The organism is Mesorhizobium sp. ORM8.1, assembly GCF_053005525.2.
In genome coordinates this window covers 7027523-7052548 of sequence record NZ_CM132600.1, presented here as the reverse complement: position 1 = coordinate 7052548, position 25026 = coordinate 7027523, and the positions used below count along the sequence as shown (strand labels likewise).

Here is a 25026-nt window from a genome sequence, read left to right as displayed (position 1 = left end):
AGCCTTGATCGGAGCCGGAACCAAGCACGGCGTTTTGACGTTCCTGCAGCGGTGCGAGATGCGCCGGCAATTTGAGGAACGTCATGCGCTTCAAGACCATGGTTGCCATTCTGCAGAACGAACAGGACGCCGAGCGCGTGCTCGATTGCGCCCTTCCGCTAGCCGACAGGTTCGAGAGCCATCTGATCGGCATTCACGCCGAGGCGCTGCCTGTTCCCTACACCTCGGCCACCGGCTTCCCGGATACCGAGTTCCTGCAGGTCTCGGCCGAGATGAATAAGGAGCGCGCCCACAAGCTGCAGGCGTATTTCCTGAAGCGCATCGAGGAATCGGGCCTGTCCTTCGAGTGGCGAAGCCTGGAAAGCTTCTCCGGCGACAGCGCGCTGAGCGGCATATCGAGCGTGCGCGCCGCCGACCTGATCATCGCCGCGCAGCGCGATGCCGGCGGTGATCCAAGCGCCGATGTCGACACGCTGGTCTACGATGCCGGCCGGCCGGTGCTGGTGGTGCCGCATGCCGGGCCGTTGGTGACGACCTTCAGGCGGGTGCTGCTGGCCTGGAACGGCTCCAAGGAAGCGGCGCGCGCGGCTTTCGATGCCTTGCCCTTCATCATCGAGGCCGACAAAACGGACATTCTGGTCATCGATCCGCCGGAGACGCTGGACGACGCGCCGGAGGCGGCCGGCTCCGAGATCGCGGCGGCGCTGTCGCGCCATGGCGCCAATGTCAGCGTCTCGGTGCAGAAGTCCGATGGCGTCGCCATAGACGACATGATCCAGGCGCGGATCACAGAATCCGGCACCGATCTGGTTGTGCTCGGCGCCTACAGCCACTCCTGGCTGCGCCAGCTCCTGTTCGGCGGCGTCACCCGCACGGTGCTGCGCACGACAAACGTGGCGGCTTTCCTGTCGCGCTGACGCGGGTCGAGGCCGCCTCACCTGCCGTGGTCGAAGATCAGCCGGGGATGTCCGTCTGCTGTCCCTTGCCAACAGCAAGGCTTTCCGGCTAATTCCGCCTGCATTCTAGTGTTTTTGCGCGCCGACGGCGCGCGCTTGCGGAGTGCGCGAACAATGTCCCTTCCCGAAAAAGCCTTTCCCGTCTCGTGGGACCAGTTCCACCGCGACGCCCGCGCGCTTTCCTGGCGGCTGTCCGGCGCCAATAAGGGACAGTGGAAGGCAATCGTCTGCATCACCCGCGGTGGCCTGGTGCCGGCTGCCATCATCGCGCGCGAACTCGGCATCCGTGTCATCGAGACGGTGTGCGTCGCCTCCTATCATGACTACACCAGCCAGGGTCAGTTGCAGGTGCTGAAGGAAATCTCGCCGCCGCTGCTCGCCGATGACGGGTCTGGCGTGCTCATCGTCGACGACCTGACCGACACCGGCAAGACCGCAGGCATCGTGCGCGCGATGATGCCGAAGGCGCATTTCGCCACCGTCTATGCCAAGCCCAAGGGCCGGCCGCTCGTCGACACTTTCGTCACCGAGGTCAGCCAGGACACCTGGATCTATTTTCCATGGGACATGGGCTTCACCTACCAGAAGCCGATCGCTGACGACCACGCGGGTTGATCGCCGCCTTTTTCAAATAATGCAACCCAACTGCATGTCGCCGCAAAATGGGCAGCGGTTTGCGCAAACGACATGCAAAAATAAACGCCAAAAAACACGTCGCTCGAATCCGTCTGGGCGCGGTGTGCTCAGGCAATGTCTTGCCTTGAAATCAAGCAAGCCGAAAACTAGCGATTTGTCTCACTGACTTTTTTGGTGGAGTTTCCTCCGGCATGTGAATTTTTTTACTTCTAAAGCAGATAATTCGCCGTAAGATTTGTAAGGTGGCAAATGATTCTGGAGGCTGGGGCAGCTTTCTTCAATGTTGACGAGGCCGACAACGCACAACCATATCGCCGAAAGGGTCCAACGGCTCTTCGGCACGGCGCCTTGTCGCCTGCAGGTTGCCGCCTTGCCCTGGCAGGAAGGCAAAGACGGCGTCGAGATCATGCTGATCACCAGTCGCGATACCGGCCGCTGGGTCCTGCCGAAGGGCTGGCCGGAAGCCAGGGAGGCGCTTTGCGAGGCGGCAGCCCGCGAGGCCGGGGAAGAAGCCGGGTTGCGCGGCACCGTCTCGCACCGTGAAGCCGGCCGCTATTTCTACGCCAAAGTGCTTGCTTCCGGGGAGGAAGTGCCTTGCGAGGTTCTGGTCTTTCCGCTGCATGTCGATCGCGTCGCCGATCGCTGGAAAGAGAAGCGCGCGCGCACGCGCAAATGGGTGAGCTGCGCGGAAGCCATCCGCATGGTCAACGAGCCCGATCTTTGTCAGGTCATCGCCGGCTTTTGCGCCGCCCCCAAAAATTCGCCTGATCCAGAGCAGCAGGCCCTGACTGCGCTTACTATTGAGCAATTCCAGGAAAAGTGTGAGCGGTTAAGTTCGGCGACTTCGCCGCAACCATCCGCCCGGAATTGCGTCAAAACAAAGAGTTAGAGCGCTTCGCCGTTTCCGTGAATGGTGAAACGGTCTAGGCAAGACTGTCAGCTACGGCCGAAGTCGTCGGAACTAAGGCGGGTCCACCGGTCGCCCATCAACCCGCCAATGAAGATGTCGCCGGAGCGGACCGCTTCCGTGACCTCGGGGATGCGCGAGCGCACCATCGTCCCGCCGGTATAACGGAAGAAGACATTCTTGTAGCTGAAGAGTTGCGGCATGAACCGGGTCTGCGTCTGCCCGATGACGCCTGCGCAGCCCATAGTCCACGCATCCGCGATCAGGCCATCGAGCGTAGCGCCCCAGTGCGGTCCGGAGGCCTGGATCTGCAACAGGTTGGCGATGCCGCCGGCTTGACCATAGAAAGCGTAGCAACCGAGCATTTTACCGGCTTCGTCGTATGTCCCACCGAAATGCAGGGGGCCGTCGGCCCGCCTCTTGGCCGCCAGTGCGAGCAGTCGTGGCAGCTCGCCATCCTGCCAACGCGGCCGAAGCGCGTAATCAGATATGACGGTCGGCAACCGCTCGGCAAATTGATCGGCATCCATCGGCTCGCGATGGACCCGGTGCGACGACGAATGCTGTACGGGGGCTCGAACCTTTTTCTCGTAAAAGCGTCGAATGCTCTGGCGCAGGGATCGAGAGCGAAGCGAGGCAGGCCCGGCCATTTGCCGCGCAACATGCCGGCCGCCACCGCGGCCGGGCGGAAAATGCGGGTCCATCCCAGACAATGCGCCGGCAGGAGCTGGTATTTCATCGGGCGCGCGAAAGCCAGGGACACACGGTTGGCCGAATCGGTCAGTTGCAGATCGAATTCGCCTTGATGCAACGCACGCAGCAATTGCGGTCCGGCCGAGCCATGATCGACGCCGGGATCAGCCATGAGCGGACCGATGATCGCCGCATTCAATGTCGCTCCCTTGAGCTCGTAGCGGGCCTTCAAGACACCGAGGAAGCCGCCGAGACGGCCTTCAGGGGTAATCTGCACAAGGGCGTTGCTTTCACCGCCGTCGAGATAGATCTCCTTCATATACGCGGCCGTTTCGGCGATCGCGCGATCGAGGAGGTGACGGCGGCGGCGGCGAAACTTCGTCAGGAAGAGGGCCGCAACATGCTCGAGATCTTCATGGGCAAGCGGCCGAACCGAGCTGCGGTGAGAGTCCAGTACCGCCCGCGCCGCTGGCTTTTCTGGATCGGCATTTGCCGAAACAAGATGCAATGCGGGCGTGGCCATATTTCCCAAGGATCACCTATGTGCGTCGGCCATCCCCGGCTTGTTCGACGGGACAATACACGAATAGGGTTTGCGAACAATTTCCCTCAACTAACATCATGAACAAATAACCTTAAGACGCAAGATTTGGAGAGGCCGGGGCAATCCGAACCGGCGAAGGCGCGCGCTCGCGGAGTTCCCAGCCTGACGGGCTGACAGCTTTCCTGTGGGATGGAAGGCACCCGACCGAAGCCGGATGCCTTTTTCGTCAGTTGACAAGTCCCTTGGTCAGTTCGAGCGCCTGGCGCTCGAACAGCTGCCGGTAGATGCCGCCACTCAGCCGGATCAGCGCGTCATGCGAACCTTCCTCGACGATGCGGCCGCGGTCGAAGACCAGCAGCCGGTCGAGCGCCCGCACCGTCGACAGCCGGTGCGCAATGACGAGCGTCGTGCGTCCGACCATCAGCCGCTCCATCGCCTTCTGGATCAGCACCTCCGATTCCGAATCGAGGCTCGATGTCGCCTCGTCGAGGATCAGGATGCGCGCATCGGCAAGGAAGGCGCGCGCGATCGCCACGCGCTGACGCTCGCCGCCCGACAATTTCACCCGCGCTCGCCGACAAGGGTTCCGTAGCCCTTGGGCAGAGCGGCGATGAAATCATGCGCGCTTGCAAGCCTCGCCGCATGCTCGATCTCGGCCTGCGTGGCGCCGGGCCTGGCATAGGCGATGTTCTCGGCAAGCGACCGGTGGAACAGGATCGGCTCCTGCTGGACGATGGCGATCTGGCCGCGCAGCGAGGCCTGCGCCACCTGCGCGATATCCTGCCCGTCGATCAGGATCTGACCTGCATTCACATCATAGAGACGCTGGATCAGCTTGACGAAGGTCGTCTTGCCCGATCCCGAATGCCCGACCAGCCCGACGCGTTCGCCCGCCGCGATATCGACGGAGAAATCGCGATAGAGCGGCAGTCGATGGTTGCCGTAGTGGAACGTCACCTTGTCGAACGCAATGTGGCCGTCGGTGATGCGGATCGTCGCAGCGTTGGGCCGGTCCTCGATGCCGAGCGGCTCGGACTGGAAGTCGACCAGTTCCTCCATGTCGTTGATCGAACGCTGCAGGTTGCGGATATGCGTGCCGATATCACGCAGATAACCCTGCAGGACGAAGAACGCGGTCAAGACGAATGCGACGTCGCCGGCGCTCGCCTGGCCCCAGGCCCACAGCATCAGCGCAAGCCCGATCACCGCCGCCCGCATGCCAAGCAGCATCGCACCTTGCGTGGTGCCGTTGATGGTGCCGCGCACCCAGGTGCGCGCGGTGCGCAGGCGCCATTTGGCAACCACCTTGGCAAGGCGTGCTTCCTCGCGCGCCTCCGCGCCAAAGCCCTTGACCACGGCGTTGCAGCTCACCGCGTCGGCGAGCGAGCCGCCAAGCCGTGTATCCCAGCTGTTGGCCAGCCGCGCGGCGGGTGCGACATAGCCGAGCGAAAGCATCGCCGTGACGCTGATGAACAGCACCGAACCGGCAGCAACCACCGCGCCCATCAACGGCCAGAACCAGCCGAGCAGCAGCGTCGAGCCGACAAGCATGACGACCGACGGCAGCAACGCGATCAGGATGGTGTCGTTGAGCAGGTCGAGCGCCCACATGCCGCGCGTCACCTTGCGCACGGTCGATCCGGCAAAGCTGTTGGCGTGCCAGTCGGTCGAGAAGCGCTGCACGCGGTGGAAGGCATCGGCCGCGATGTCCGACATCATCTTCAGTGTCAGTTCGACGATCCACATGAAGGCGGCATTGCGCAGCACCACACCGCCCAGGGCGAGCGCCATCAGGATGGAGAATGCCGTCATTGCAGCATTCCAGGCGACAGCGTCGGCGCCGGCGCTGCTGGCGACGGCATCGACCAGCCGGCCGGAATAGAGTGGCGTCAGCACGTCGGCCAGCGTCGAAAGCAGGAAGGCGCCCATGATGAACGACAGCCGCCACGGCTGATGCCGCCAGTGGCCGAGCGTGAAGCCAAGCACGCTGCGAAAGGCGCTGGCGCGCAGATCGAGTTTGAATCGAGCCATGATGTCATCCGGGCGCAAAGGAGCCCGGTCCCGGTAAAATCGAAAATTGGAAAACCCGCATTGACGCCCAAGCGGCGCCTCGAAAACGGGAGGTTCAGTATGGTAGGCCGCGCGCCTTGAGGCGGCGACCGGCAGCGGCGAATGCCTGTTCGGCGTCTGGCGTTCCGAAGACACTTCGGAGCACCGGCGCAGACCTAGGCTTCGCGGCCTCGCATAACGATGTTGGTACCTGCCATACGTTCCTCCCAAAAGGAATCGCGGAGAAGCCCTTATAGGGACGACTCATCGCCGCGCCAAGGCAGGGCGCGAGCAAAAGCAAATCTGGTCCAACCACCGAGACGATTTTGCAACAATGGCCCGTCCGATACCGGAAAATTCCGCAGCAAAACGACCGTTACCCGCGGTCGCGGAACCGATTGGTGATCGGATAGCGGCGGTCGCGGCCGAAATTCTTCCGGGTGATCTTCACGCCGGGCGCCGCCTGCCGGCGCTTGTACTCGGCGATATAGAGCAGGTGCTCGATGCGCGTCACCGTCGCCCGCTCATGGCCGCGCGCGACGATGTCGTCGACGCTCATTTCGTGCTCCACCAGGCATTCCAGGATGTCGTCCAGCACCGGATAGGGCGGCAGCGAATCCTGGTCGGTCTGGTTCTCGCGCAGCTCCGCCGACGGCGCCTTGTCGATGATGTTCTTCGGGATCACTTCGCCGGAGGGTCCCAGCGCGCCCGGCGGCACATGCGCATTGCGCCAGCGCGACAGGCCATAGACCTGCATCTTGTAGAGGTCCTTGATCGGGTTGAAGCCGCCGTTCATGTCGCCGTAAAGCGTGGCGTAGCCGACCGACATCTCGCTCTTGTTGCCGGTGGTGACGACCATCGAGCCGAACTTGTTGGAGATCGCCATCAGGATCGTGCCGCGCGCGCGGCTCTGCAGGTTTTCCTCGGTGATGCCTTCCTTGGTACCCTCGAACAACTGGGTCAGCGCGTGCATGAAGCCTTCGACCGGTTCCGAGATCGGAACGATGTCGTAGCGGCAGCCGAGCGCGCGGGCGCAATCCTCGGCATCCTTCAGCGAATCCCTCGATGTATAGCGATAGGGCATCATCACGGTGCGCAGCCGCTCCTCGCCGAGCGCATCGACGGCAAGAGCCGCGCAGATCGCCGAGTCGATGCCGCCGGAGAGGCCGAGCACGACATTCTTGAAGCCGTTCTTGTTGACGTAGTCGCGAAGCCCAAGCATGCAGGCGCGATAGTCGGCCTCCTCCCGCTCGGGGATTTTCGACATCGGGCCTTCCGAGCAGACCCAAATGTCATCCTTTCGCTTCCAGGTGGTGACGTCGACGGCTTCCTCGAACTGGCTCATCTGGAAGGCGAGCGTCTTGTCCGCGCCGATGGCAAACGAGGCGCCGTCGAAGATCAGCTCGTCCTGGCCGCCAAGCTGGTTGGCATAGATCATCGGCAGGCCGGTTTCGATGACCTGTCGGATGACGATCTGATGGCGAACGTCCATCTTGGCGCGGTAATAGGGCGAGCCGTTCGGCACCAGGAGTATCTCGGCGCCGGTCTCTGCCAAAGTCTCGCAGACGGCGATGTCGCCCCATATGTCCTCGCAGATCGGGATGCCGATGCGCACGCCGCGGAAATTGACCGGACCCTGCAGCTCCGGTCCGGGCTGGAAGACACGCTTCTCATCGAACTCGCCATAGTTCGGCAGGTCGAGCTTGTAGCGCTCGGCGATGATCTTGCCGCCGTCGGCGAAGACGATGGAATTATGCGTGCCCGTAGGGCGCTTCAACGGCGTGCCGATGATGACGCCCGGCCCGCCATCGGCCGTATCCTTGGCGAAATCCTGCGCGGCTTTCTCGCAGGCCTTCAGGAAGGCCGGCTTCAGCACCAGGTCTTCCGGCGGATAACCGGCGAGGAAAAGCTCGGTGTAGAGCACCAGGTCGGCGCCCTGGCGCGCCGCATCCGCCCTCGCCTCGCGCGCCTTGGCAAGGTTGCCGGCGACATCGCCAACGGTCGGATTGAGCTGAGCGACAGCGATGCGCAGGATATCGGGAGCGGTCTTGGTCATGGAGTGGATGTAGCGTGGCCGAAATCGCCGGGCAATGGCGTTTGCTTATGCCAAATAGGACTGATCGGTGAAACCGATCATGTCCCTGATCGATCGAAGATCGTATCCTCATGATCGCTGAAGCCGATCATATCCTGATCGATCTCGATCCCGATCCGGCTTAGTCGCCCGCGTACGCGCTCAGCGTTTCAACAGAATGGTTCTCGCCGATCGACATCGCCAGGATGCGCGAGATGTGGCGGCGCGGCAGGCCGGTTTTTGCCGACCATTGGTTGATCTGCGCCTGGATCTTGTCGAGGTCGCGTTTCGAGGTCGGGCTTTCGGCGATGTCGAGGCCGGCATCGCGAAGCGCGGCTGCCATGTCGGCCGAAATGACGAAGGCGTCCCATTCCAGCCAGCGCAGGAAATACTGGCCGGTATTGCCGCCGAGCCGGCTGCCGTGCTTGCCGAGCCAGGCCATCGGTCCGACCTGATCGTCGGCCGGCCATTGCGCCAGGAACTTGCCGAAGCCGCCATGCTCCTTCGACACGCGCTCGACCAAGGCGGCGTTGTCGCGCACCGATTTGATCTTCTGCGGGTTGCGCACGATGCGCTTGTCGGCGGTCAGCTCGTGCCAGAAATCGTCGGGCTGGAACAAAAGCCGCTTCGGCTCGAAATGGAGGAACGCCTCTTCGAAACCCGGCCATTTCTGCTCGATGACGCGCCAGACGAAGCCGGCGGCAAAGACGCGCTCGGCCATGGTCGACAGGATGCGGTCGTCCGGGATCTTGGCCACCGCGGCATTATCGGGCATCGGCCCCAGCAGAGACGCCAGCACGGCATCTCCGCCCTTGCGCTTTGCCGCTCGGGCCCGGATTTTCTCGAAATCAAGCATTCGTGTCCTCGCCTGTTGCCATCAATCTATCACTTCCCGTTCGGCCCGGCAGCCTCTACCTCTATCCGGGCTCTGGCGAAGGAGGGACAGGATGAACAAGATCGTCGAAGACATGGCGAACCGACTGCTGAAGCGAAAGCCGGACGGTTTTGGTCCGCTCGAAAGCCGCGTGCTGCAGTCGACGCTTGAACGCACCACCATCACGCGCGACACCAACAAGGCCGTCGCGTTTCATCAGACCTATGGCGACCGCGTCGCCGACACGATCGCCAGGATCGGCGGCTCGTGGTCCTTCATCCTCGGCTTCCTCGCCTTTCTCGCCGTTTGGACCGCGGGCAACGCCTGGCTGCTGACGCGTGATGCCTTCGACCCCTACCCCTTCATCTTCCTGAACCTGATCTTGTCGATGATTGCCGCAATCCAAGCGCCGGTGATCATGATGTCGCAGAACCGCCAGACCGAGCGCGACCGCATCGACGCCGCCCATGACTACGAGGTCAATCTGAAGGCGGAGATCGAAATCATGGCGCTGCACGAGAAACTCGACGAATTGCGCCACAGCGAGATCATCGGCATGCGCGACGAGATCCTGCGCATGGCCGAGCAGCTCAGGCGGATCGACGAGAAGCTGTCGGCGCGGCCGGCAACCCAATGAGCGAGATCGTCCACCATCTCATCGAGCAGTACGGACTGATCGCCGTCTTCCTCGGCTGCGTCGCCGAGGGGGAAAGTGCTGCAATCCTCGGCGGCTTCTTCGCGCATCAGCATGTCTTCGTGCTCTGGCATACTTTCCTGGCCGCTTTCCTCGGCGCCTTCGCCGGCGACACCGGCTTCTTCACCCTCGGCCGCAGCTTTGCCGACCATCCCTATGTGAGAAGGCTGCGCCGGCGGCCGGGCTTCAGCCGCGCCTATCGCCTGCTCAACACCCACCCCAACATTTTCGTGCTGACCAACCGCTACATCTACGGCATGCGCCTCGTCGGCGGCATCGCCGCCGGCCTGTCGGCCGTATCCGTGCCGCGCTTCGTCATCCTCAACGCCATCTCTTCGGCGGCCTGGGCTGTCCTGTTCAGCGGCATCGGCTATGTCTTCGGGCTGGGCGCCGAACACTTGGTGGGTCAGGCCTTTGCCCGGCATGAGCGGTTGCTCATCGCGCTTGCCGTCGGCATCGTTGTCGCCATTGTCGCCTGGCTGGTTGGTCATCACGTTGCAGGGCGCGAACGCGCCAAGGAAGAGACGGGCTCGTGACGCCGGAGCGACCCCGTCGGATCAAATTCGACTTTTTGTCGGATCAGATCGGCGCGCCGAGAAGGCGCTCGATGATGGCGATGCCCCAGACGCCGCCGGCGATCACGATCGAGATCAGGACCGCCAGCGAGCCGCAGTCCTTGGCGAGCTGGATATCGATGTGGAACTCGCGCGAAATCGCGTCGCAGGCTGCCTCGATGCCGGTGTTGAGCACTTCGACCATGATCAGCAGCAGGACAGCGCCGACCAGCAAGGCGTAGCTGCGCCAGGACACTGATATGAACCAGCCGGCCGGCAGCGCAAGTGCCAGCAGCAGCAACTCCTGCTGGAACGCTTTTTCATGCGCGGCGAGCTTGCGGAACGCCCGCACCGAATTGACGAAAGCATCGATCAGCCGCTGCATGCCAAGCCCCTTTGCGAGTCACCGGCAGGGGATATCGCAATGGCGGGATCAAGGGAATAAGGCAGCCGCCCCAAAATTCAGTCGCCTGCGACCTTTATCGATGATGTCGACAACTCGAACTGCGGCAACCCGTCGTCGATCGAGTAATAGTCTCCCTTGTCGCCGACGAAGATGTGACTCTCGCCGGAGAGGCCGCTCGGTTTCTCGAACGAGCCGGCCATGATCGAGATCGTGTCCAATTCATTGTGCTTCCAGAACAGCAGCGAGCCGCAAATGCGGCAGAAGCCGCGTTTGGCCACGTCGGAGGCGCCGTACCAGGCGAGCGCATCGGCCCCTTCTATCTCGATATCGGCATCCTTGGAGGCGGTTGCGGCAACGAAATGGCCGGTTTGCCGCCGGCATTGCGAGCAGTGGCAATAGACCACGCCGCGCAGCGGGCCTCGTGTACGGAAGCGCACTGCTCCGCACAGGCATGATCCACTGTGGCTGTCGTCCATCCCGGCCTCCTTCGACGCTTTTAGCAATTGTGGCTGCCGGGAAGAATTCCATTTTTGCGCCCGCAAGGTACGGGCAAATGCGACATCGAGGGGGCGTCTTTCGAAAACCGTCGCGTACACCGCGCTGCAGCCTGGGGTAGCGGAAACAGTGAGGAAATGCAGGCCGTTAAGGAAACTTTAGCGCTACTGCATTTATGTTTCGAACAAGCGAAGGTGGTGATTGGGGAGCCGCCTTTGCATGGTGCGATTCAGGGCAATCCCCGCATGAGCGACATCCGGCGATCGCAGGGTCGGCGCGAAGGGATTGTATTCTGAACATGCAGCCGGCCCCCATCCCCACCGACAGGAACACCGATATCGTCAGTTCGGTCGTGGCCACGATGCGCCAGCTCGGCGTGCTCGGCCTGCCGCGCAACTACGAAATCTTTTACGAAGCGCTGACCGGCAGCAACCGGGAACTCAGCCTTGCCGTCGTGTCGCTGAGCAACCGGCCGACACAGGACGAGCTTGACCGCATCGGCCGCACCTTCTTTCCGCAACACCATGGCCCGGCCATCGTCGAGCTTGCTCGTGACGCAATCGCCAGGGAGTTGGAGGATGTCGCGGCACTGCTGCGCAGCGAGCGCACACATGTCGAAAAATACGGCCGCATTCTCGACGAAACATCCAGCGGCTTGAACAATCGCAGCCTGCTTTCGCAGGAATTGCTGCACAAGATCGCCTCCGCCATGTCGGCCGCGACCCATTCGACGCTGGATCATAACCGCCAGGTTGCCAGCACGCTCAGCGAAAAGACCGCCGAGCTCGAAAGCGTCAAGTCGAAGCTCGAGGAATACAAGCGGCTTGCCGATACCGATCCGCTGACGCAGCTGTGGAACCGCCGCGCCTTCGACAAGGAAATCACCCGCATCTACAACAGCAATCGCGGCATCCTGTTCAACGCCTTGATCCTTGCCGATATCGACCACTTCAAGGACATCAACGATCGCTACGGCCATCCGGTTGGCGACAAGATCCTGCAGATCATCGCCGAGATCTTCCAGACCAACGTGCGCTCCGACATGTTCGTCGCGCGCACCGGCGGCGAGGAATTCGCGCTGATCATCGAAGGCGCCAGCGAGGACGCCACCTACGAGATCGCCGAGCGCATCCGCGCGCTGATCGAACAGACACCGTTCACCAGCAGCCAGACCGGCACTAACTATGGCACCGTGACCGTGTCCTTGGGCATCTGCATGGCTTCGGAAGCCGAAAACCCCGAGGATCTGTACAGCAAGGCCGACCGGGCGCTGTATCGCGCCAAGGTCGGTGGCCGCAACCGGGTGGCGAGGCACTCGGCGATGGCCAACCGCCCCAGCAAGGGCTGGCTGCTCTACAAGAAAGACTGAAATCCGGCTCAGCCCTTTCCAAATGAATTTTTGTGGCCTATATTTTCCACAGAAATGAAAGGGTGCGCTTATGCAACGTCCAGTCGCGGCCGCGGCGGCGGCCGAAAATGCCGTCATCACCAAGGCCACGCTGCGCGCGGCCGACCTGCTCGACATCACCGCCAGGACACTCGCTCTGGTCATCGGCGTTTCGGAAGCAACGGTCTCGCGCATGCGCAAGCAGGAATTCCAGCTTGAACGCGGCACCAAGCCGTTCGAGCTTGCGGTGCTGTTCGTGCGCCTGTTCCGCTCGCTCGACGCCATCGTCGGCGGCGACGAGAGTGTCGCGCGGGCATGGCTGAAGAACCCCAATACGGTGTTCGACGGCTCCCCGCTCGAAAAGATCCTGACCATTGCCGGACTTGTCGATGTCATTGCCTATCTGGACTCCCGACGCGCTCTCGTCTGAGGCTGTAAGGCTCGAAGGCAAGTACTGGCGCATGGTCGAGGCGCAGCATCGCGTGTCGACGCTGAAGCTCGTCGACACGCTCGACGAGCAGGCGCTGCTGGAGGACCTTGTCGAAGACACCAAGCCTCAGATCCCAATGGAATGCCGCCACCTCCATTATCTGCTGGCGACGCCGTTTCGCTACGGTTCGGTCTATCCGTATGGTTCGCGTTTCCGTCGCGCCGGCAAGACCAGAGGTGTTTATTACGCCGCCGAGACCGTGCTGACCGCGGTGGCGGAAATGGCCTTCTACCGCCTGCTGTTCTTCGCCGAATCGCCCCAGACGCAATGGCCGAACGACGCCGCCGAATACACCGCCTTCGCCGCGGCCATCAAATGCGAGACGGCCGTCGACCTGACGCGCCCGCCGCTCGATCGCGATGAACAGGCCTGGACGCATCCGACCGACTACAACGCCTGCCAGGCAATCGCCGACGTGGCGCGCGACGCCGGGATGCAGGCGATCCGCTACCGATCGGTGCGCGATCCCAAGGGCGCCAACATCGCGCTTTTGACATGCCAGGGCTTCGCCAAGGCAAAGCCGATCGAGCCGCAGACATGGCGCATCCGCATCGGCTCGTTCGGCATCCAGGCGATCTGCGAATTCCCCGACAAGCGGCTCGAATTCCCGCGCGCCGCCTTTGCCGATCCGAGGCTGGCCGACATGCGCTGGGAGCGCGGCCACTGAGGTCGGCTTAAGCCAGTATGTTCACCGCCCGCGCGGCAACCAGCGCGATCGTCAGCAGCGAGATCATCGCTTCGGCCATCATCAAAAGCTTCGGCGCGCTGCGTGAGCGGCAAAGTGTCGGTCGGCGAGAACGCCGTCGCATTGGTGAAGGCCAGGAAGACATAGTCGACGAAGCCGGGCAGCCAGTCACCGGTCTCGCGGTCGGGCAATGTCATCTGCGGAAACAGGAAATCCGCCTGCGCTCGCTTGACCAGGCCGCAGGTCGGCGGGCCGCCCCGATCCGTGCTCCAGAACCACAGCGCAAAGACAATCACGTTGGTGACCCAGATGTTGAGCGCATCGACGAGCAGCGTCGTGCCGGCGCCGGCATGGCCTTCGAGCAGTGCCCGCACCAGGAAAACCAGCGCCCCGCAATTCATGACGCTGATAACGCCGGTCATCACCAGCGCGGCGCGGCGGATATAGAGGCGGAATTGGCCGATCGTGTACCAATGCTCGTGACCGACGGCCTTTTGCGTCGCCATCTGCGTCCAGGCCGTGGCAATCGACAGCGGCACGAGCAGCGCCGCCTCGATCGTCGGGGCCAGCCAGCGCGGGCCGAAGGACAGATTGTTGATGACCAGAAGCTGCAGGCAGATGATGACGAGAACCGCGGCGCGGGCCGACCAGAAGTCGAGCCCGCGATGATGAATGACGGCATGCTGGTGACGCATTATCGTTCCTTCACTGAGAAGTGGCCGTGGAGGGGCGTTGTTTCCCCGGATCGTCAGACATAGGCGAAACCGGCCGCGATGATGCCCATGGCGCCCAATGCCAATGACGCCACCCAGGGCCAGCGCTTGCCGCGGGTAATGATCGACAGCGTCGCGACCGCGATGGAAATGTGCAGCAGTGTGACGCCGAATGTCAGCACGTGGTGCCGATGTTCGCGAACTTCGCTGTCGCGCAGCTTTTCATCGACCTGCTTTTCGAAGTCGGTCGCCTTGGCTTGTATTTCTTCGCCATCGGCTTCGTTGCGCTTCGCGTTGGCCCGGAACTGCTCTGCGGCCGGCCCACCCATGGCGGCCGCGATCTCATAGCTGTTCTTCTTTATGCTCTTGGCTTGGAAGAAACTCCACTGGTCACTCGCCTTGTTCTGCAGATAGGCGGCCTCGCTCTTATCGTTGATCGACTCGGCGGTTTCGAGCGACTCGAAGCTGCCGACGGTAGCGGCCAATACGGCCAGCACCGCTATGGTCACCGAGACCGTGGTCAGAAAGGGATTGCCCTCATGCGCGGCATGTTCGGCATGCTCGGCATGCTCAAGATGCTCTTGTGTCGCGTCTTCCATTGACGTCTCCGCCGGTATACTTGCCGGACAAGATAATCGGGCAGCGACACCTTCATCGTAATCTTGGTCTTGCGATGGTCGCGAAAACATACATTTTCGTAAGGTTTGCTATCGGGGCTATTCGAAAATCCGATCGATGTGATTTAAGCGCGCAGTCAAGCGGTTCAATAAGGCGCGCATGTCAGAAACGAGCGAGATCCGCAAGCTTTTGGCCGACGGCCAATCCGGCAAAGGGTGCAGGCGGGGGATTCATGCGCTGGGACGACCTTTTGCGCCGGCCGTCTCATTTCCTGGCGCTCCTCTGCCTTGCCCAGATTTTCTGCTGGACCATCTCGCCGGCGATCACCGATGTCGGGCCGCCAGCCGATGTCGTCGAAGGGTTCATGTGGGGCCGTGAGTGGGTCCTTTTGACCTACAAGCACCCGCAACTTCCCTGTTGGCTGCTGGAGATCAGTCACCTTCTGACCGGGTCATTCCGCTGGCCGCAATATCTGATGTCGCAGCTGACCGTTTCGGCGACCTTCGTCCTGGTTTACCTGCTGGCACGCGATATCATGGGGCCAACCCGTGCCCTGGCTGCCGTCTTGCTGATGCCGTCGATTTACTTTTTCGGCTGGCCGACGCCGCAATTCAACCATGACTACGCGCAGATGCCGTTCTGGGCGGGCATCTGCCTGCTGCTGTGGCGCGCTGCCCGTGACGGAAAGCCGGTCTGGTGGCTTGCCCTCGGCCTTGTCTCCGGCGTGGGTCTCTATGCCAAGCTTTCCACTGGTCTGCTGCTGACGTTCGGCGCCTTGTGGCTTTTGTACGATCACCGCGCACGAAGCCGGCTTGCCACGCCCTGGCCTTGGCTGGGGCTGGCGGTTTTCCTCGCGCTCGCCGCGCCGCTGGCCATTGCCCTTTATCGCATCGATTTCCTCCCGCTGACCTACGCCGCGCGTCGCGACGACTGGGTGCTGACCCACCGCGCGCGCCTTTACTACATCGGGGTTCAGCTTGCTGGCCTTTCGGGCCTCTCCGCCGTTCTTGGCCTTTCTGGCCTTTTGCGCCGCCAAGCCGGGTCCGAGCCGATGCCGTCGCCGGAGCAGCCTGCTCCCGAGCCACGCGCGGTGATCTATCTTTTGTGGATGGGCCTAGGGCCGGCGCTGTTGGTGATGGCTGCTTCGCTGTTTACCGGCGCGGGCGAGTCTTGGGGCGCGCCCATGTACAATCTCGTCGGTGCCATCGCCATCGCGCTGCTGGGCCAGCGGCTCGGGCCGACAGAGCTTCGCCGGTTGGCGATCCTCGCATTGGTCTGCATCGTCGGCGTCTCGGGCACCTACGCGACTGGGCGCTGGGCAGGCTGCAAGGTGCTTGGCCGTCTACAGCCGGTCTGCTGGCCCGCGCGGTCTATCGCGGAAGCCGCCGAAACCGCATGGCACGAAACCGTTCCCGGTCGCCTTGGCATCGTCGGCGGCGATGACGGCGTGGCGATGCTGGCCGGACTCAGCGCCGAGGACAAGCCTTCAATCTTCACCGGACTCGACAAACGGCTTGCGCCCTGGATCACAAAGCAGCGCCTGCGGGAACAAGGCATGCTGTTGGTTTGGCGGCGCGACTGGCCCGTTTCTGCGCACCTCCAAGCCTGGATTGCCGGCTTGCCGGTCAAGACCGTGGCCTTCGACTGGTCGTTCAACGCGGCCCCGATCGCGTTGAACTTTGCGGTCGTCCCACCAGGGAAAAGCAATTTCCCGGACGATCCGCCCGGACCACCAAATCCGGACTGACGGGAGTTCCATCGCCTTGTGAGAGCGAACGGAAGCGCCGGGGCTTTCTCTGACGCCTCACTCGTCAGCCGACCGATGGATCACGCGTTCGCGGCCTGCTTGTGCGGGACCGGGTGGCTCTTCTTCAACAGATCAGAGACCAGGAAGGCAAGCTCGATCGCCTGGTCGGCGTTGAGGCGCGGATCGCAATGGGTGTGATAGCGGTCCTGCAAATCCTCGGCCGTGATGGCGCGGGCGCCGCCGGTGCACTCGGTGACGTTCTTGCCGGTCATCTCGACATGGATGCCGCCAGGATGCGTGCCCTCGGCGCGATGCACCTCGAAGAAGGTCTGCACTTCCTTCAGGATGCGGTCGAACGGACGCGTCTTGTAGCCGGCGGCCTCGATCGTGTTGCCGTGCATCGGATCGGACGACCACACGACGCTGCGGCCTTCCTTCTTCACCGCCCGCACCAGCTTCGGCAGGTGCTCGGCAACCTTGTCGGAGCCGAAACGCGCGATCAGCGTCAATCGGCCCGGCTCGTTCTCGGGATTGAGCAGGTCGATCAGCTCGAGCAGCCCGTCCGGCGTCAGCGACGGTCCGCATTTCAGGCCCAGAGGGTTCTTGATGCCGCGGCAATATTCGACATGCGCATGGTCGGGCTGGCGGGTGCGGTCGCCGATCCAGATCATGTGGCCAGAGGTCGCGTACCAGTCGCCGGAGGTGGAGTCGACGCGGGTCAGCGCCTCCTCATAGCCGAGCAGCAGCGCCTCATGGCTGGTGTAGAAATCGGTCTCGCGCAGCGCGAAATTGGTTTCGGACGTAATGCCGACCGCGCGCATGAAATCCATCGTCTCGGTAATGCGGTTGGCGAGCGCACCGTATTTCTCGCCCTGCGGGCTGTCGGCAACGAAGCCGAGCATCCAGCGATGCACGTTCTCCAAGCTGGCATAGCCGCCCTGCGCGAAGGCGCGCAGCAGGTTCAGCGTCGCCGCCGACTGGCGATAGGCCATTTCCTGGCGCGCCGGATCGGGGATGCGCGACTTGGCGTCGAATTCGATGCCGTTGATGATGTCGCCGCGATAGCTTGGCAGCGTCACGCCGCTCTTGGTCTCGTTGTCGGACGAACGCGGCTTGGCGAACTGGCCGGCGACGCGGCCGACCTTCACCACCGGCTGCGCGCCGGCGAAGGTCAGCACCACCGACATCTGCAGGAAGACACGGAAGAAGTCGCGGATGTTGTCGGCGCCATGCTCGGCAAAGCTTTCGGCGCAATCGCCGCCCTGCAGCAGGAAGGCCTCGCCGGCCGCGACCGCCGCCAGCTGCTTCTTCAGCTTGCGCGCCTCACCGGCAAAAACCAGCGGCGGAAAGGTGGCAAGCTGGGCTTCCGTTGCCTTCAGCACCGCAAGGTCCGGATAGGCCGGAACCTGCTTGATCGGCATCGATCTCCACGAATTCGGCGACCATTTCGTCATCGCTGCACCCAACGCCCTTTCGGAGCAATCCCAGGAAAAATGTGAACGGTTTCCGTCCGGAACTGCATCAAACAAACAAGCGGGCGGCCTCGCCCACTACCCTCTATCAGGGTCGCGGCTCCTTACACGAAGCCGACTGCCTATTCTAGCCGGGTTTTTCAGCAGTGGCGAATGGTCTGCGCCCAAGGTATGTCGAGATTCAGGTCAGGCCGAGTCGAGAACGGTGGATTCCGAGAACCGGAGCGGAGCATACTTTTCGTACGCGAGCACCGGAAGCGCAGGAAGCCCCCGTTCGCAGGCCGGCATCACCTGAATATCGGCATACCTTAAGCTGCCTTATCGACCAGTCGCGCCAATTGCGTCATCACGACAGCCGAGCCCGCAAGGCGTTTTTCCGCATTCGGCCAGTCGCGCATGAAGACGACGCTGTGGTCGGCCCTGATCTTGGCCAGCGAGCCTTGCTCGCCGATGTATTTGACCAACCCGACCGGATTGGGGAACTCGCGCTTGCGGAAGTGAATGACGACGCCCTTGGGGCCGGCGTCGAGCTTCTCGACATTGGCCTTGCGGCAGAGGGCCTTGATGAAGACGATCTTCAACAGATGCGTGACTTCTTCCGGCAGTGGGCCGAAGCGGTCGATCATCTCAGCGCCGAAGGCGTCGATCTCCTCGGTGTTTTCCAGATCGCCAAGGCGCCGGTAAAGCGCCAGCCGGAGCTGCAAATCCGGCACATAGCTTTCCGGGATCATCACCGCCGTGCCGACCGCGATCTGCGGCGACCAGCCGCCATCCTGGACCTCGCCCGAATCCTTCACTTCGGCCACGGCCTCCTCCAGCATCTGCTGGTAAAGTTCGAAGCCGACCTCCTTGATATGGCCGGACTGTTCCTCGCCGAGCAGATTGCCGGCGCCCCTTATGTCGAGGTCGTGGCTGGCCAGCTGGAAGCCGGCGCCCAGCGTGTCCAGCGATTGCAGCACCTTCAGCCGGCGCTCGGCAGTGTCGGTCAGCTTGCGGTTTGCCGGCAGCGTGAACAGCGCATAGGCGCGCACCTTGGAGCGGCCGACGCGGCCGCGCAGCTGATAGAGCTGCGACAGGCCGAACATGTCGGCACGATGGATGATCAGCGTGTTGGCGGTTGGGATGTCGAGCCCGGATTCGACGATGGTGGTCGACAACAGCACGTCGTACTGGCCGTCATAGAAGGCGTTCATGATGTCGTCGAGTTCGCCGGGCGGCATTTGGCCGTGGGCCACCGCGACTTTCAGTTCCGGCACGGATTCCCTCAGAAAATCGTGGATTTCGGCGAGATCGCTGATGCGCGGCACGACATAGAAGGAATGGCCGCCGCGATAGCGCTCTCTGAGCAGCGTTTCGCGAATGACCAGCGAATCGAAGGGCGAGATGAAAGTGCGCACCGCCATGCGGTCGACCGGCGGCGTGGCGATCAGCGACAGTTCACGCACGCCGGTCAACGCCAACTGCAGCGTGCGTGGGATCGGCGTTGCCGACAGCGTCAGCACATGGACGTCGGTCTTGAGGTCCTTCAGCCGTTCCTTGTGCTTGACGCCGAAGTGCTGCTCCTCATCGATGATCAACAAGCCGAGATTCTTGAACGAAATCGCGGAACCGAGCAGCGCATGGGTGCCGATGACGATGTCGACCTGGCCCTCGGCGATGCCTTTCTTGGTTTCCGCCAGTTCCTTGGCGCCGACCAGCCGCGAGGCCTGGGCAACGCGGATCGGCAGGCCTGAGAAGCGCTGCGAGAAAGTCTTGAAATGCTGGCGCGACAACAAGGTTGTCGGCACGACGACCGCGACCTGGAATCCTTCCATGGCGGCGATGAAGGCGGCGCGCAGCGCCACTTCCGTCTTGCCGAAGCCGACATCGCCGCAGACCAGCCGGTCCATCGGCTTGCCGGCGCCGAGATCGTCCATGACGGAATCGATCGCCGTCTGCTGGTCGTCGGTTTCCTCGTAAGGGAAACGCGCGGAAAACTCGCCATAAAGGCCCTCGGCGGGGATCATGGCGGGCGCGGAGCGCATCTGCCGCTCGGCGGCGATGCGGATCAACTGCCCGGCCATGTCGAGCAGGCGTTTCTTCAGCCGCGCCTTGCGCGACTGCCAAGCGCCGCCGCCGAGCTTGTCCAGCGTCGCCTCGGCCGAATCCGAACCGTAGCGCGACAAAAGCTCGATATTTTCCACCGGCAGGAACAGCCGGTCGTCGCCTGCATAATGAATTTCGAGGCAGTCATGCGGCGCGCCCACGGCCTCGATGGTGCGCAGGCCGATGAAACGGCCAATGCCATGATCGGCATGCACGACGATGTCGCCGGCCGACAACGACGAGGCCTCGGCGATGAAATCCGAAGCCTTCTTCTTGCGCTTCGAGCGCCGGATCAGCCGGTCGCCGAGAATATCCTGCTCGGCGACGACAACCATGTCGTCGGTCTCGAAGCCGGATTCCAGCGGCAACACGGCAAGACCCGCCTGCCCCGGTTCCAGTTTTTCGACCTCGGTGAGCGTCGCCACCGGCTTCAGATTGCCGAGATGGTGTTCAGCAAGGATCTGGCCGAGCCGGTCGAGCGAACCTTCCGTCCAGCCGGCGACGACAACGCGACGACGCGCCGCGCGTTCATCCGCAATGTGCTTTACGACCACGTCGAAGACATTGATATTGGGGTCGGCGCGCTCTTCGGCGAAACTGCGGCCTTGCCGCGAGCCGGCGTGAAAAACTTTCTTGGCCCCGACATCGGGCGCGTCGAAGACGGTGAAATCGATATCTTCGCGCGGTCCGAGCGAGGCTTTCAGATTATCAGGCGACAGATAGAGCAGGTCCGGCGCCACGGGCTTATACGGCACCGCGTCCTTCAGCGCGCTGTCGGCCAGTTTGCGGCGCGCCTCGTAGTGATCGAGGATCAGCGTGTGACGCTCGGCCAGCGCCTCATGCGCCAGATGATCGAAAACGACAGGCGCGTCCGGCAGATAGTCGAACACCGTCTCCAGCCGTTCGTAGAAGAACGGCAGCCAATGCTCCATGCCGGCAAAACGCCGGCCTTCGCTGACCGCCGCATAGAGCGCGTCGTCGCGCGACGGCGCGCCGAACGCTTCGATGTAGGAGCGGCGGAAACGGCTGATCGTCTCCGGCGTCAGCGCCACCTCGCTCATCGCCTGCAGCGACATCGATTTCCGCTGCCCGGTGGTGCGCTGGGTCGCGGCGTCGAAGACGCGGATCGATTCCAGCGTGTCGCCGAAGAAATCAAGACGCAGTGCCTCGCTCCAGCCCGGCGCGAACAGGTCGAGAATGCCGCCGCGCACCGCGAATTCACCGAGGCCGCGCACTGTCGGCACGCGTTCGAAGCCGGAGATTTCAAGCCGCGCGATCAGCGCGTTCATATCGATCTGGTTGCCGGGCCTGGCATGAAAGGTCTGCGCTTCGATGAGCTCGGCCGGCGGAATGCGCTGCAGCAGCGCATTGGCGGTGGTCAGGACCACGGCGCGATGCGGCTTCTTGGCCAGCGCGATCATGGCCGAAAGCGCGTCGAGCCGGCGCGCCGCGGCGTCGGCGCCGGGCGAGACGCGGTCGTAGGGCAGGCAATCCCAAGCCGGCAGTTCCAGCACCGGCAGGCCGGGCGCGGCGAAGGCCAAGGCCTCGATGATCGCCGGCAGCCGCTGGCCGTCGCGCGCAACGAACAGCACCGGCTTGTCCGGCGCGATCTCCAGCGCTGTCTGCACCAGCGCGAAGGCTTCGTAGCCATCGGCGACGCCGTCGACGATGAACTGGCCGGCGCGGCCCTTCGGCAGGCCGATAGAGGGGATAAGGCTCATGGATATGCTTGTTTTCAAAATGTCATGGTCCGGCGCGACGCCAGGATCTTTTGCAGCACCGCGCAATCGATATCGGGCGGAACCGAGCGCTCGCCGGTGACCATCGGGAAAAATTCGGTGTCGGGAATTTCGAGGAGCATCTCATATTGGTCGATTTCGTCCCCGGTCAAGGCGGCGATCTCGGCATCGGCGAAGGTGCCAAGGATGAGATCCATCTCACGCATGCCGCGGTGCCAGGAGCGGAACAAGAGCTTGCGGCGTCGGGCATCGAGCCCCTCGCTTGATCGCTGTGTTCCGGTCATGGCGCCGCATCCCTGTTCGAAGCGGCGATATAGCGTGGATAGAGGGCGGTGTCAGCCTTTGCGCTGCCGCCGTCGCGACATAAGCTGACACAATGCGTCCTTCCATCCTCGATCCATTGTTCGTGCCCATCACATCGCTTGCCGGCGTTGGCCCGAAAGTCGGCACGCTGATCGAGAAGGTCGTGCCGGCGGATCTCGGTGACCGCCCGGCCCGCGCGGCCGACCTTCTGTTCGTGCTGCCCAACACGGTGATCGACCGCCGCAACCGGCCAGGCATCGCGCTCGCGCCAGCGGGCGCAATCGTCACGCTCGAGCTGCGCATCGACCGCCACCAGCCGCCGCCGCGCGGCAACCGGTCGGTGCCTTACCGCGTCTACGCCCATGACGACACCGGTGAGATCGGCCTGACCTTCTTCCATGCCCATGCCCCCTATCTCGAAAAGGCGATGCCGGTGGGCGAGCATGTCATCGTCTCGGGCCGCATGGAGTGGTTCAACGGCCGCCCGAGCATGGTCCATCCCGATCATATCGCTCTGGCCAGCGAGGCCGATAGCCTGCCTTTGGTCGAGCCGGTCTATCCGCTGACCGCCGGACTGTCGACCAAGATGCTGCGCCGCGCCATCGGCCAGGCGCTTGGCCGCTTGCCGGAACTGCCGGAATGGCAGGACGACGCCTTCATGCGCCGGCACACATTTGCGCCGTTCGGCGATGCACTGGCCCGGGTCCATCATCCGGCCGACCCGATTGACGTCGCCGTCGAGGGCCCGGCCTGGCGCCGCCTTGCCTATGACGAGTTGCTGGCCGGCCAGGTGTCGCTCGCTTTGGTGCGGGCGAAAGTGCGCCGCCTGTCGGGCCGGCCGCTCACCGGCGATGGCCGCATCGTCGAGAAGCTGCGCGACGCCCTGCCCTACAGGCTGACGCCGAGCCAGGAGTTCGCGCTCGGCGAGATCAACGCCGATCTTGCCGACCCCGAACGCATGCTACGGCTGCTGCAAGGCGATGTCGGCTCCGGCAAGACCGTGGTGGCGCTGCTTGCCATGGCGCGCGCTGTCGAGGCCGGCGGCCAGGCGGCGCTGATGGCGCCGACCGAAATCCTGGCGCGTCAGCATCTGGCGACGATCACGCCGCTGGCACAAAAGGTCGGACTTCGGATTGCCATCCTGACCGGCCGCGAAAAAGGCCGCGAGCGGGCCGACACGCTTGCCGGCCTTGCCAGCGGTGCAATCGACATTGTCGTCGGCACCCATGCGCTGTTCCAGGAAAGTGTTGCGTTCCACGACCTCGTCTTCGCGGTCGTCGACGAACAGCATCGCTTCGGCGTCCACCAGCGGCTCGCCATCACCGCCAAGGGCGACGCGCCCGACATGCTGGTGATGACGGCGACCCCCATCCCGCGCACGCTGGTGCTCACCGCTTTCGGCGACATGGATGTCTCCAAGCTTACCGAGAAGCCAGCCGGCCGCCAGCCGATCCGCACCGTCACACTGCCGCTGGAGCGGTTGGACGAACTGGTCGGGCGCATGCTCGATGCCGTCGCCGATGGCCAGAAAATCTACTGGATTTGCCCGCTGGTCGAGGAATCCGAAGAGATCAAGCTGATGTCGGCGGAGGACCGTTTCGCCTCGCTGAAGCCGCTGTTCGGCGACCGGATCGGCCTCGTGCACGGCCGCATGAAGGGCGCGGAGAAAGACGAGGCAATGCGCGCCTTCAAGGAGGGCGAGACGCGCATCCTGATCGCCACCACCGTCATCGAGGTCGGTGTCGACGTACCGGACGCCACCATCATGGTCATCGAGCATGCCGAACGCTTCGGCCTTGCCCAGTTGCACCAGTTGCGCGGCCGGATCGGTCGCGGCGACAAGCCATCCTCCTGCGTGCTGCTCTACAAGGACCCGCTCGGCGAGACAGCAAAGCGTCGGCTGTCGGTGATGCGCGAGACGGAGGATGGCTTCCGCATCGCCGAGGAAGATCTGAAATTGCGCGGCGAAGGCGAGTTGCTCGGCACCAGGCAGTCCGGCACGCCCGGCTTCCAGGTCGCGCGCCTGGAATTCCATGCCGACCTGCTCGAAGCCGCGCGCGACGACGCCAGGCTGATCCTGTCGCGCGATCCGGAGCTGCAATCCGAGCGCGGCGAAGCGCTGCGGCTCCTGCTCTACCTGTTCGGGCGCGACGAGGCGGTGCGGCTGCTAAGAGCCGGCTGAGCAGCGCCGACCGCCGGATTGGCGAGCGCGCCTTCGATAGGCTCGCCGTTCAGCGTCACCAGCTTGGTCTTGACCTCCGGCGCCACCAGGCCGGCCGACACGATCAGCTTGGCGCCGTCCTCGATCGACATGTCGAGCGGCACGATCTCGGATCTCGGCACATACATCAGGAAACCGGTGGTCGGGTTCGGTGTGCACGGCATGAACACCGCGATCAGCGGATCGCCGCCCTGATCGAGCTTCTGGTTGATCTCGGTTTCCTTCTCGCTGGCGACGAAGACCAGCGACCAGACGCCTTTGCGCGGATATTCGACCAGCCCGACCTGGCGGAACATGTCGCCCTTGTTGGACAGCACCGTCTCGAAGATCTGCTTCAGCGAGCCGTAAATGCCGCGCACCAGCGGCATGCGGCCAAGCAGGCGCTCGCCGAAATTGACGATGGCGCGGCCGACGATGTTGGCCGTCAGGAAGCCGATCAGCGTGATCAGCACCAGCGCCACGATCAACCCGAACCCCGGTACCGGGAACGGCAGATAGGTATCGGGGTTGTAACGGGCCGGAATATAGGGCTTTACCCAGGAATCGACCCAGCCGATCAACGACCAGGCGATATAGGCGGTGATCGCCAGCGGCGCGCAGACGACGAAGCCGGTCAGGAAATAGTTTCTGAGCCGGGTCATGCCGGAGGTCTTCGGGGCGTCGGACATGGCTCACCGCGGCGGA

The 25026-nt window shown here is 63.3% G+C and carries 20 protein-coding genes and 3 pseudogenes; 11 read left to right on the top strand and 12 right to left on the bottom strand.

The genetic code is table 11. The annotated features are described in order from the left end of the window. Positions 1-83 precede the first annotated feature (83 nt). From ACVDG8_RS35105 to ACVDG8_RS35095, 3 genes and pseudogenes are all read left to right on the top strand, one after another. Positions 84-917 (top strand): universal stress protein, encoded by an 834-nt coding sequence (locus tag ACVDG8_RS35105; RefSeq protein ID WP_447252571.1) that lies wholly within the window; start codon positions 84-86, stop codon positions 915-917. Positions 918-1070: 153 nt separating this feature from the next. Then, positions 1071-1571 (top strand): xanthine phosphoribosyltransferase, encoded by a 501-nt coding sequence (gene gpt / locus ACVDG8_RS35100; RefSeq protein WP_447252570.1) that lies wholly within the window; start codon positions 1071-1073, stop codon positions 1569-1571. Between the two features lie 301 nt (positions 1572-1872). Further along, a pseudogene (locus tag ACVDG8_RS35095) lies at positions 1873-2346 on the top strand (NUDIX hydrolase); the annotation flags it as partial. A 182-nt stretch (positions 2347-2528) separates the two neighbouring features. On the opposite strand, the gene ACVDG8_RS35090 reads toward ACVDG8_RS35095, so the two are convergent. Then, a complete protein-coding gene (locus tag ACVDG8_RS35090) occupies positions 2529-3203 on the bottom strand; it encodes a hypothetical protein (protein WP_455707439.1) in 675 nt (224 codons plus the stop codon). Positions 3204-3283: 80 nt separating this feature from the next. Here ACVDG8_RS35090 and ACVDG8_RS35085 point away from each other — a divergent pair, with 80 nt between their 5' ends. Beyond that, entirely contained in the window at positions 3284-3817 is a 534-nt protein-coding gene (locus ACVDG8_RS35085; RefSeq protein ID WP_455707438.1) for a hypothetical protein, read from the top strand. Positions 3818-3962: 145 nt separating this feature from the next. Here ACVDG8_RS35085 and ACVDG8_RS35080 read toward each other — a convergent pair. From ACVDG8_RS35080 to ACVDG8_RS35070, 3 genes and pseudogenes are all read right to left on the bottom strand, one after another. Next, positions 3963-5767 (bottom strand): annotated as a pseudogene (locus ACVDG8_RS35080) (ABC transporter ATP-binding protein). Positions 5768-6161: 394 nt separating this feature from the next. Further along, the gene (locus ACVDG8_RS35075; protein ID WP_447252567.1) at positions 6162-7841 is read right to left on the bottom strand and encodes an NAD+ synthase; all 1680 of its coding nucleotides are present in this window, start codon (positions 7839-7841) and stop codon (positions 6162-6164) included. Positions 7842-8001: 160 nt separating this feature from the next. Further along, complete coding sequence (locus tag ACVDG8_RS35070) at positions 8002-8715, bottom strand: DNA-3-methyladenine glycosylase I (protein WP_447252566.1); 714 nt, start codon at positions 8713-8715, stop codon at positions 8002-8004. A gap of 91 nt (positions 8716-8806) precedes the next feature. On the opposite strand from ACVDG8_RS35070, the gene ACVDG8_RS35065 reads away from it, so the two are divergent. Both ACVDG8_RS35065 and ACVDG8_RS35060 read left to right on the top strand, forming a co-directional pair. After that, the gene (locus ACVDG8_RS35065; RefSeq protein ID WP_447252565.1) at positions 8807-9370 is read left to right on the top strand and encodes a DUF1003 domain-containing protein; all 564 of its coding nucleotides are present in this window, start codon (positions 8807-8809) and stop codon (positions 9368-9370) included. Then, on the top strand, positions 9367-9963 hold the full coding sequence (locus ACVDG8_RS35060) for a DedA family protein (protein WP_447252564.1): 597 nt from the start codon (positions 9367-9369) through the stop codon (positions 9961-9963). The genes ACVDG8_RS35065 and ACVDG8_RS35060 overlap by 4 nt, the downstream gene beginning before the upstream one ends. 43 nt (positions 9964-10006) lie before the next feature. Here the strand turns inward: ACVDG8_RS35060 and ACVDG8_RS35055 are convergent, their stop codons facing one another. Continuing rightward, on the bottom strand, positions 10007-10366 hold the full coding sequence (locus ACVDG8_RS35055) for a diacylglycerol kinase (protein WP_447252563.1): 360 nt from the start codon (positions 10364-10366) through the stop codon (positions 10007-10009). A gap of 77 nt (positions 10367-10443) precedes the next feature. Then, positions 10444-10863, bottom strand: a complete 420-nt coding sequence (locus ACVDG8_RS35050; protein ID WP_447252562.1) for a GFA family protein — start codon at positions 10861-10863, stop codon at positions 10444-10446. Positions 10864-11180: 317 nt separating this feature from the next. Between ACVDG8_RS35050 and ACVDG8_RS35045 the strand changes: the two genes are divergently transcribed. From ACVDG8_RS35045 to ACVDG8_RS35035, 3 genes are all read left to right on the top strand, one after another. After that, positions 11181-12251, top strand: a complete 1071-nt coding sequence (locus tag ACVDG8_RS35045; protein ID WP_447252561.1) for a diguanylate cyclase domain-containing protein — start codon at positions 11181-11183, stop codon at positions 12249-12251. Positions 12252-12321: 70 nt separating this feature from the next. Next, positions 12322-12699, top strand: coding sequence for an antitoxin Xre/MbcA/ParS toxin-binding domain-containing protein (locus tag ACVDG8_RS35040; RefSeq protein WP_371010905.1), 378 nt, complete (start codon positions 12322-12324; stop codon positions 12697-12699). After that, entirely contained in the window at positions 12659-13426 is a 768-nt protein-coding gene (locus tag ACVDG8_RS35035) for an RES family NAD+ phosphorylase (protein ID WP_447252560.1), read from the top strand. Before ACVDG8_RS35040 ends, ACVDG8_RS35035 begins: the two co-directional genes overlap by 41 nt. 7 nt (positions 13427-13433) lie before the next feature. Here the strand turns inward: ACVDG8_RS35035 and ACVDG8_RS35030 are convergent. Together ACVDG8_RS35030 and ACVDG8_RS35025 are read right to left on the bottom strand one after the other, a co-directional pair. Further along, a pseudogene (locus ACVDG8_RS35030) lies at positions 13434-14139 on the bottom strand (hypothetical protein). A 53-nt stretch (positions 14140-14192) separates the two neighbouring features. Then, on the bottom strand, positions 14193-14756 hold the full coding sequence (locus ACVDG8_RS35025; RefSeq protein WP_447252558.1) for a DUF4337 domain-containing protein: 564 nt from the start codon (positions 14754-14756) through the stop codon (positions 14193-14195). 407 nt (positions 14757-15163) lie between these two features. Here ACVDG8_RS35025 and ACVDG8_RS35020 point away from each other — a divergent pair, with 407 nt between their 5' ends. Then, a complete protein-coding gene (locus tag ACVDG8_RS35020) occupies positions 15164-16522 on the top strand; it encodes a glycosyltransferase family 39 protein (protein WP_447252557.1) in 1359 nt (452 codons plus the stop codon). Positions 16523-16602: 80 nt separating this feature from the next. Here the strand turns inward: ACVDG8_RS35020 and ACVDG8_RS35015 are convergent, their stop codons facing one another. From ACVDG8_RS35015 to ACVDG8_RS35005, 3 genes are all read right to left on the bottom strand, one after another. Further along, a complete protein-coding gene (locus ACVDG8_RS35015) occupies positions 16603-17976 on the bottom strand; it encodes a class II 3-deoxy-7-phosphoheptulonate synthase (protein WP_447252556.1) in 1374 nt (457 codons plus the stop codon). Between the two features lie 326 nt (positions 17977-18302). Beyond that, positions 18303-21800 carry a transcription-repair coupling factor gene (gene mfd / locus ACVDG8_RS35010; RefSeq protein WP_447252555.1) on the bottom strand — a complete coding sequence of 1166 codons (3498 nt, stop codon included), beginning with the start codon at positions 21798-21800 and terminating at the stop codon, positions 18303-18305. A gap of 14 nt (positions 21801-21814) precedes the next feature. Further along, entirely contained in the window at positions 21815-22102 is a 288-nt protein-coding gene (locus tag ACVDG8_RS35005; protein ID WP_447252554.1) for a succinate dehydrogenase assembly factor 2, read from the bottom strand. Between the two features lie 92 nt (positions 22103-22194). Here ACVDG8_RS35005 and recG point away from each other — a divergent pair, with 92 nt between their 5' ends. Further along, positions 22195-24303, top strand: a complete 2109-nt coding sequence (recG, locus tag ACVDG8_RS35000) for an ATP-dependent DNA helicase RecG (RefSeq protein ID WP_447252553.1) — start codon at positions 22195-22197, stop codon at positions 24301-24303. Here the strand turns inward: recG and ACVDG8_RS34995 are convergent. Next, positions 24255-25010: a DUF502 domain-containing protein gene (locus tag ACVDG8_RS34995; RefSeq protein WP_447252552.1), complete on the bottom strand. Its 756-nt coding sequence runs from the start codon at positions 25008-25010 to the stop codon at positions 24255-24257. The two genes, recG and ACVDG8_RS34995, sit on opposite strands and share 49 nt — an antisense overlap. Between the last annotated feature and the right edge of the window lie 16 nt (positions 25011-25026).

Bases quoted from the DNA above. Each gene is read 5' to 3' on its own strand.
- ACVDG8_RS35105 (WP_447252571.1), top strand. From the start codon at position 84: ATGCGCTTCAAGACCATGGTTGCCATTCTGCAGAACGAACAGGACGCC.
- gpt (WP_447252570.1), top strand. From the start codon at position 1,071: ATGTCCCTTCCCGAAAAAGCCTTTCCCGTCTCGTGGGACCAGTTCCAC.
- ACVDG8_RS35090 (WP_455707439.1), bottom strand. From the start codon at position 3,203: ATGGACCCGCATTTTCCGCCCGGCCGCGGTGGCGGCCGGCATGTTGCG.
- ACVDG8_RS35075 (WP_447252567.1), bottom strand. From the start codon at position 7,841: ATGACCAAGACCGCTCCCGATATCCTGCGCATCGCTGTCGCTCAGCTC.
- ACVDG8_RS35070 (WP_447252566.1), bottom strand. From the start codon at position 8,715: ATGCTTGATTTCGAGAAAATCCGGGCCCGAGCGGCAAAGCGCAAGGGC.
- ACVDG8_RS35065 (WP_447252565.1), top strand. From the start codon at position 8,807: ATGAACAAGATCGTCGAAGACATGGCGAACCGACTGCTGAAGCGAAAG.
- ACVDG8_RS35060 (WP_447252564.1), top strand. From the start codon at position 9,367: ATGAGCGAGATCGTCCACCATCTCATCGAGCAGTACGGACTGATCGCC.
- ACVDG8_RS35055 (WP_447252563.1), bottom strand. From the start codon at position 10,366: ATGCAGCGGCTGATCGATGCTTTCGTCAATTCGGTGCGGGCGTTCCGC.
- ACVDG8_RS35050 (WP_447252562.1), bottom strand. From the start codon at position 10,863: ATGGACGACAGCCACAGTGGATCATGCCTGTGCGGAGCAGTGCGCTTC.
- ACVDG8_RS35045 (WP_447252561.1), top strand. From the start codon at position 11,181: ATGCAGCCGGCCCCCATCCCCACCGACAGGAACACCGATATCGTCAGT.
- ACVDG8_RS35040 (WP_371010905.1), top strand. From the start codon at position 12,322: ATGCAACGTCCAGTCGCGGCCGCGGCGGCGGCCGAAAATGCCGTCATC.
- ACVDG8_RS35035 (WP_447252560.1), top strand. From the start codon at position 12,659: ATGTCATTGCCTATCTGGACTCCCGACGCGCTCTCGTCTGAGGCTGTA.
- ACVDG8_RS35025 (WP_447252558.1), bottom strand. From the start codon at position 14,756: ATGGAAGACGCGACACAAGAGCATCTTGAGCATGCCGAGCATGCCGAA.
- ACVDG8_RS35015 (WP_447252556.1), bottom strand. From the start codon at position 17,976: ATGACGAAATGGTCGCCGAATTCGTGGAGATCGATGCCGATCAAGCAG.
- mfd (WP_447252555.1), bottom strand. From the start codon at position 21,800: ATGAGCCTTATCCCCTCTATCGGCCTGCCGAAGGGCCGCGCCGGCCAG.
- ACVDG8_RS35005 (WP_447252554.1), bottom strand. From the start codon at position 22,102: ATGACCGGAACACAGCGATCAAGCGAGGGGCTCGATGCCCGACGCCGC.
- recG (WP_447252553.1), top strand. From the start codon at position 22,195: ATGCGTCCTTCCATCCTCGATCCATTGTTCGTGCCCATCACATCGCTT.
- ACVDG8_RS34995 (WP_447252552.1), bottom strand. From the start codon at position 25,010: ATGTCCGACGCCCCGAAGACCTCCGGCATGACCCGGCTCAGAAACTAT.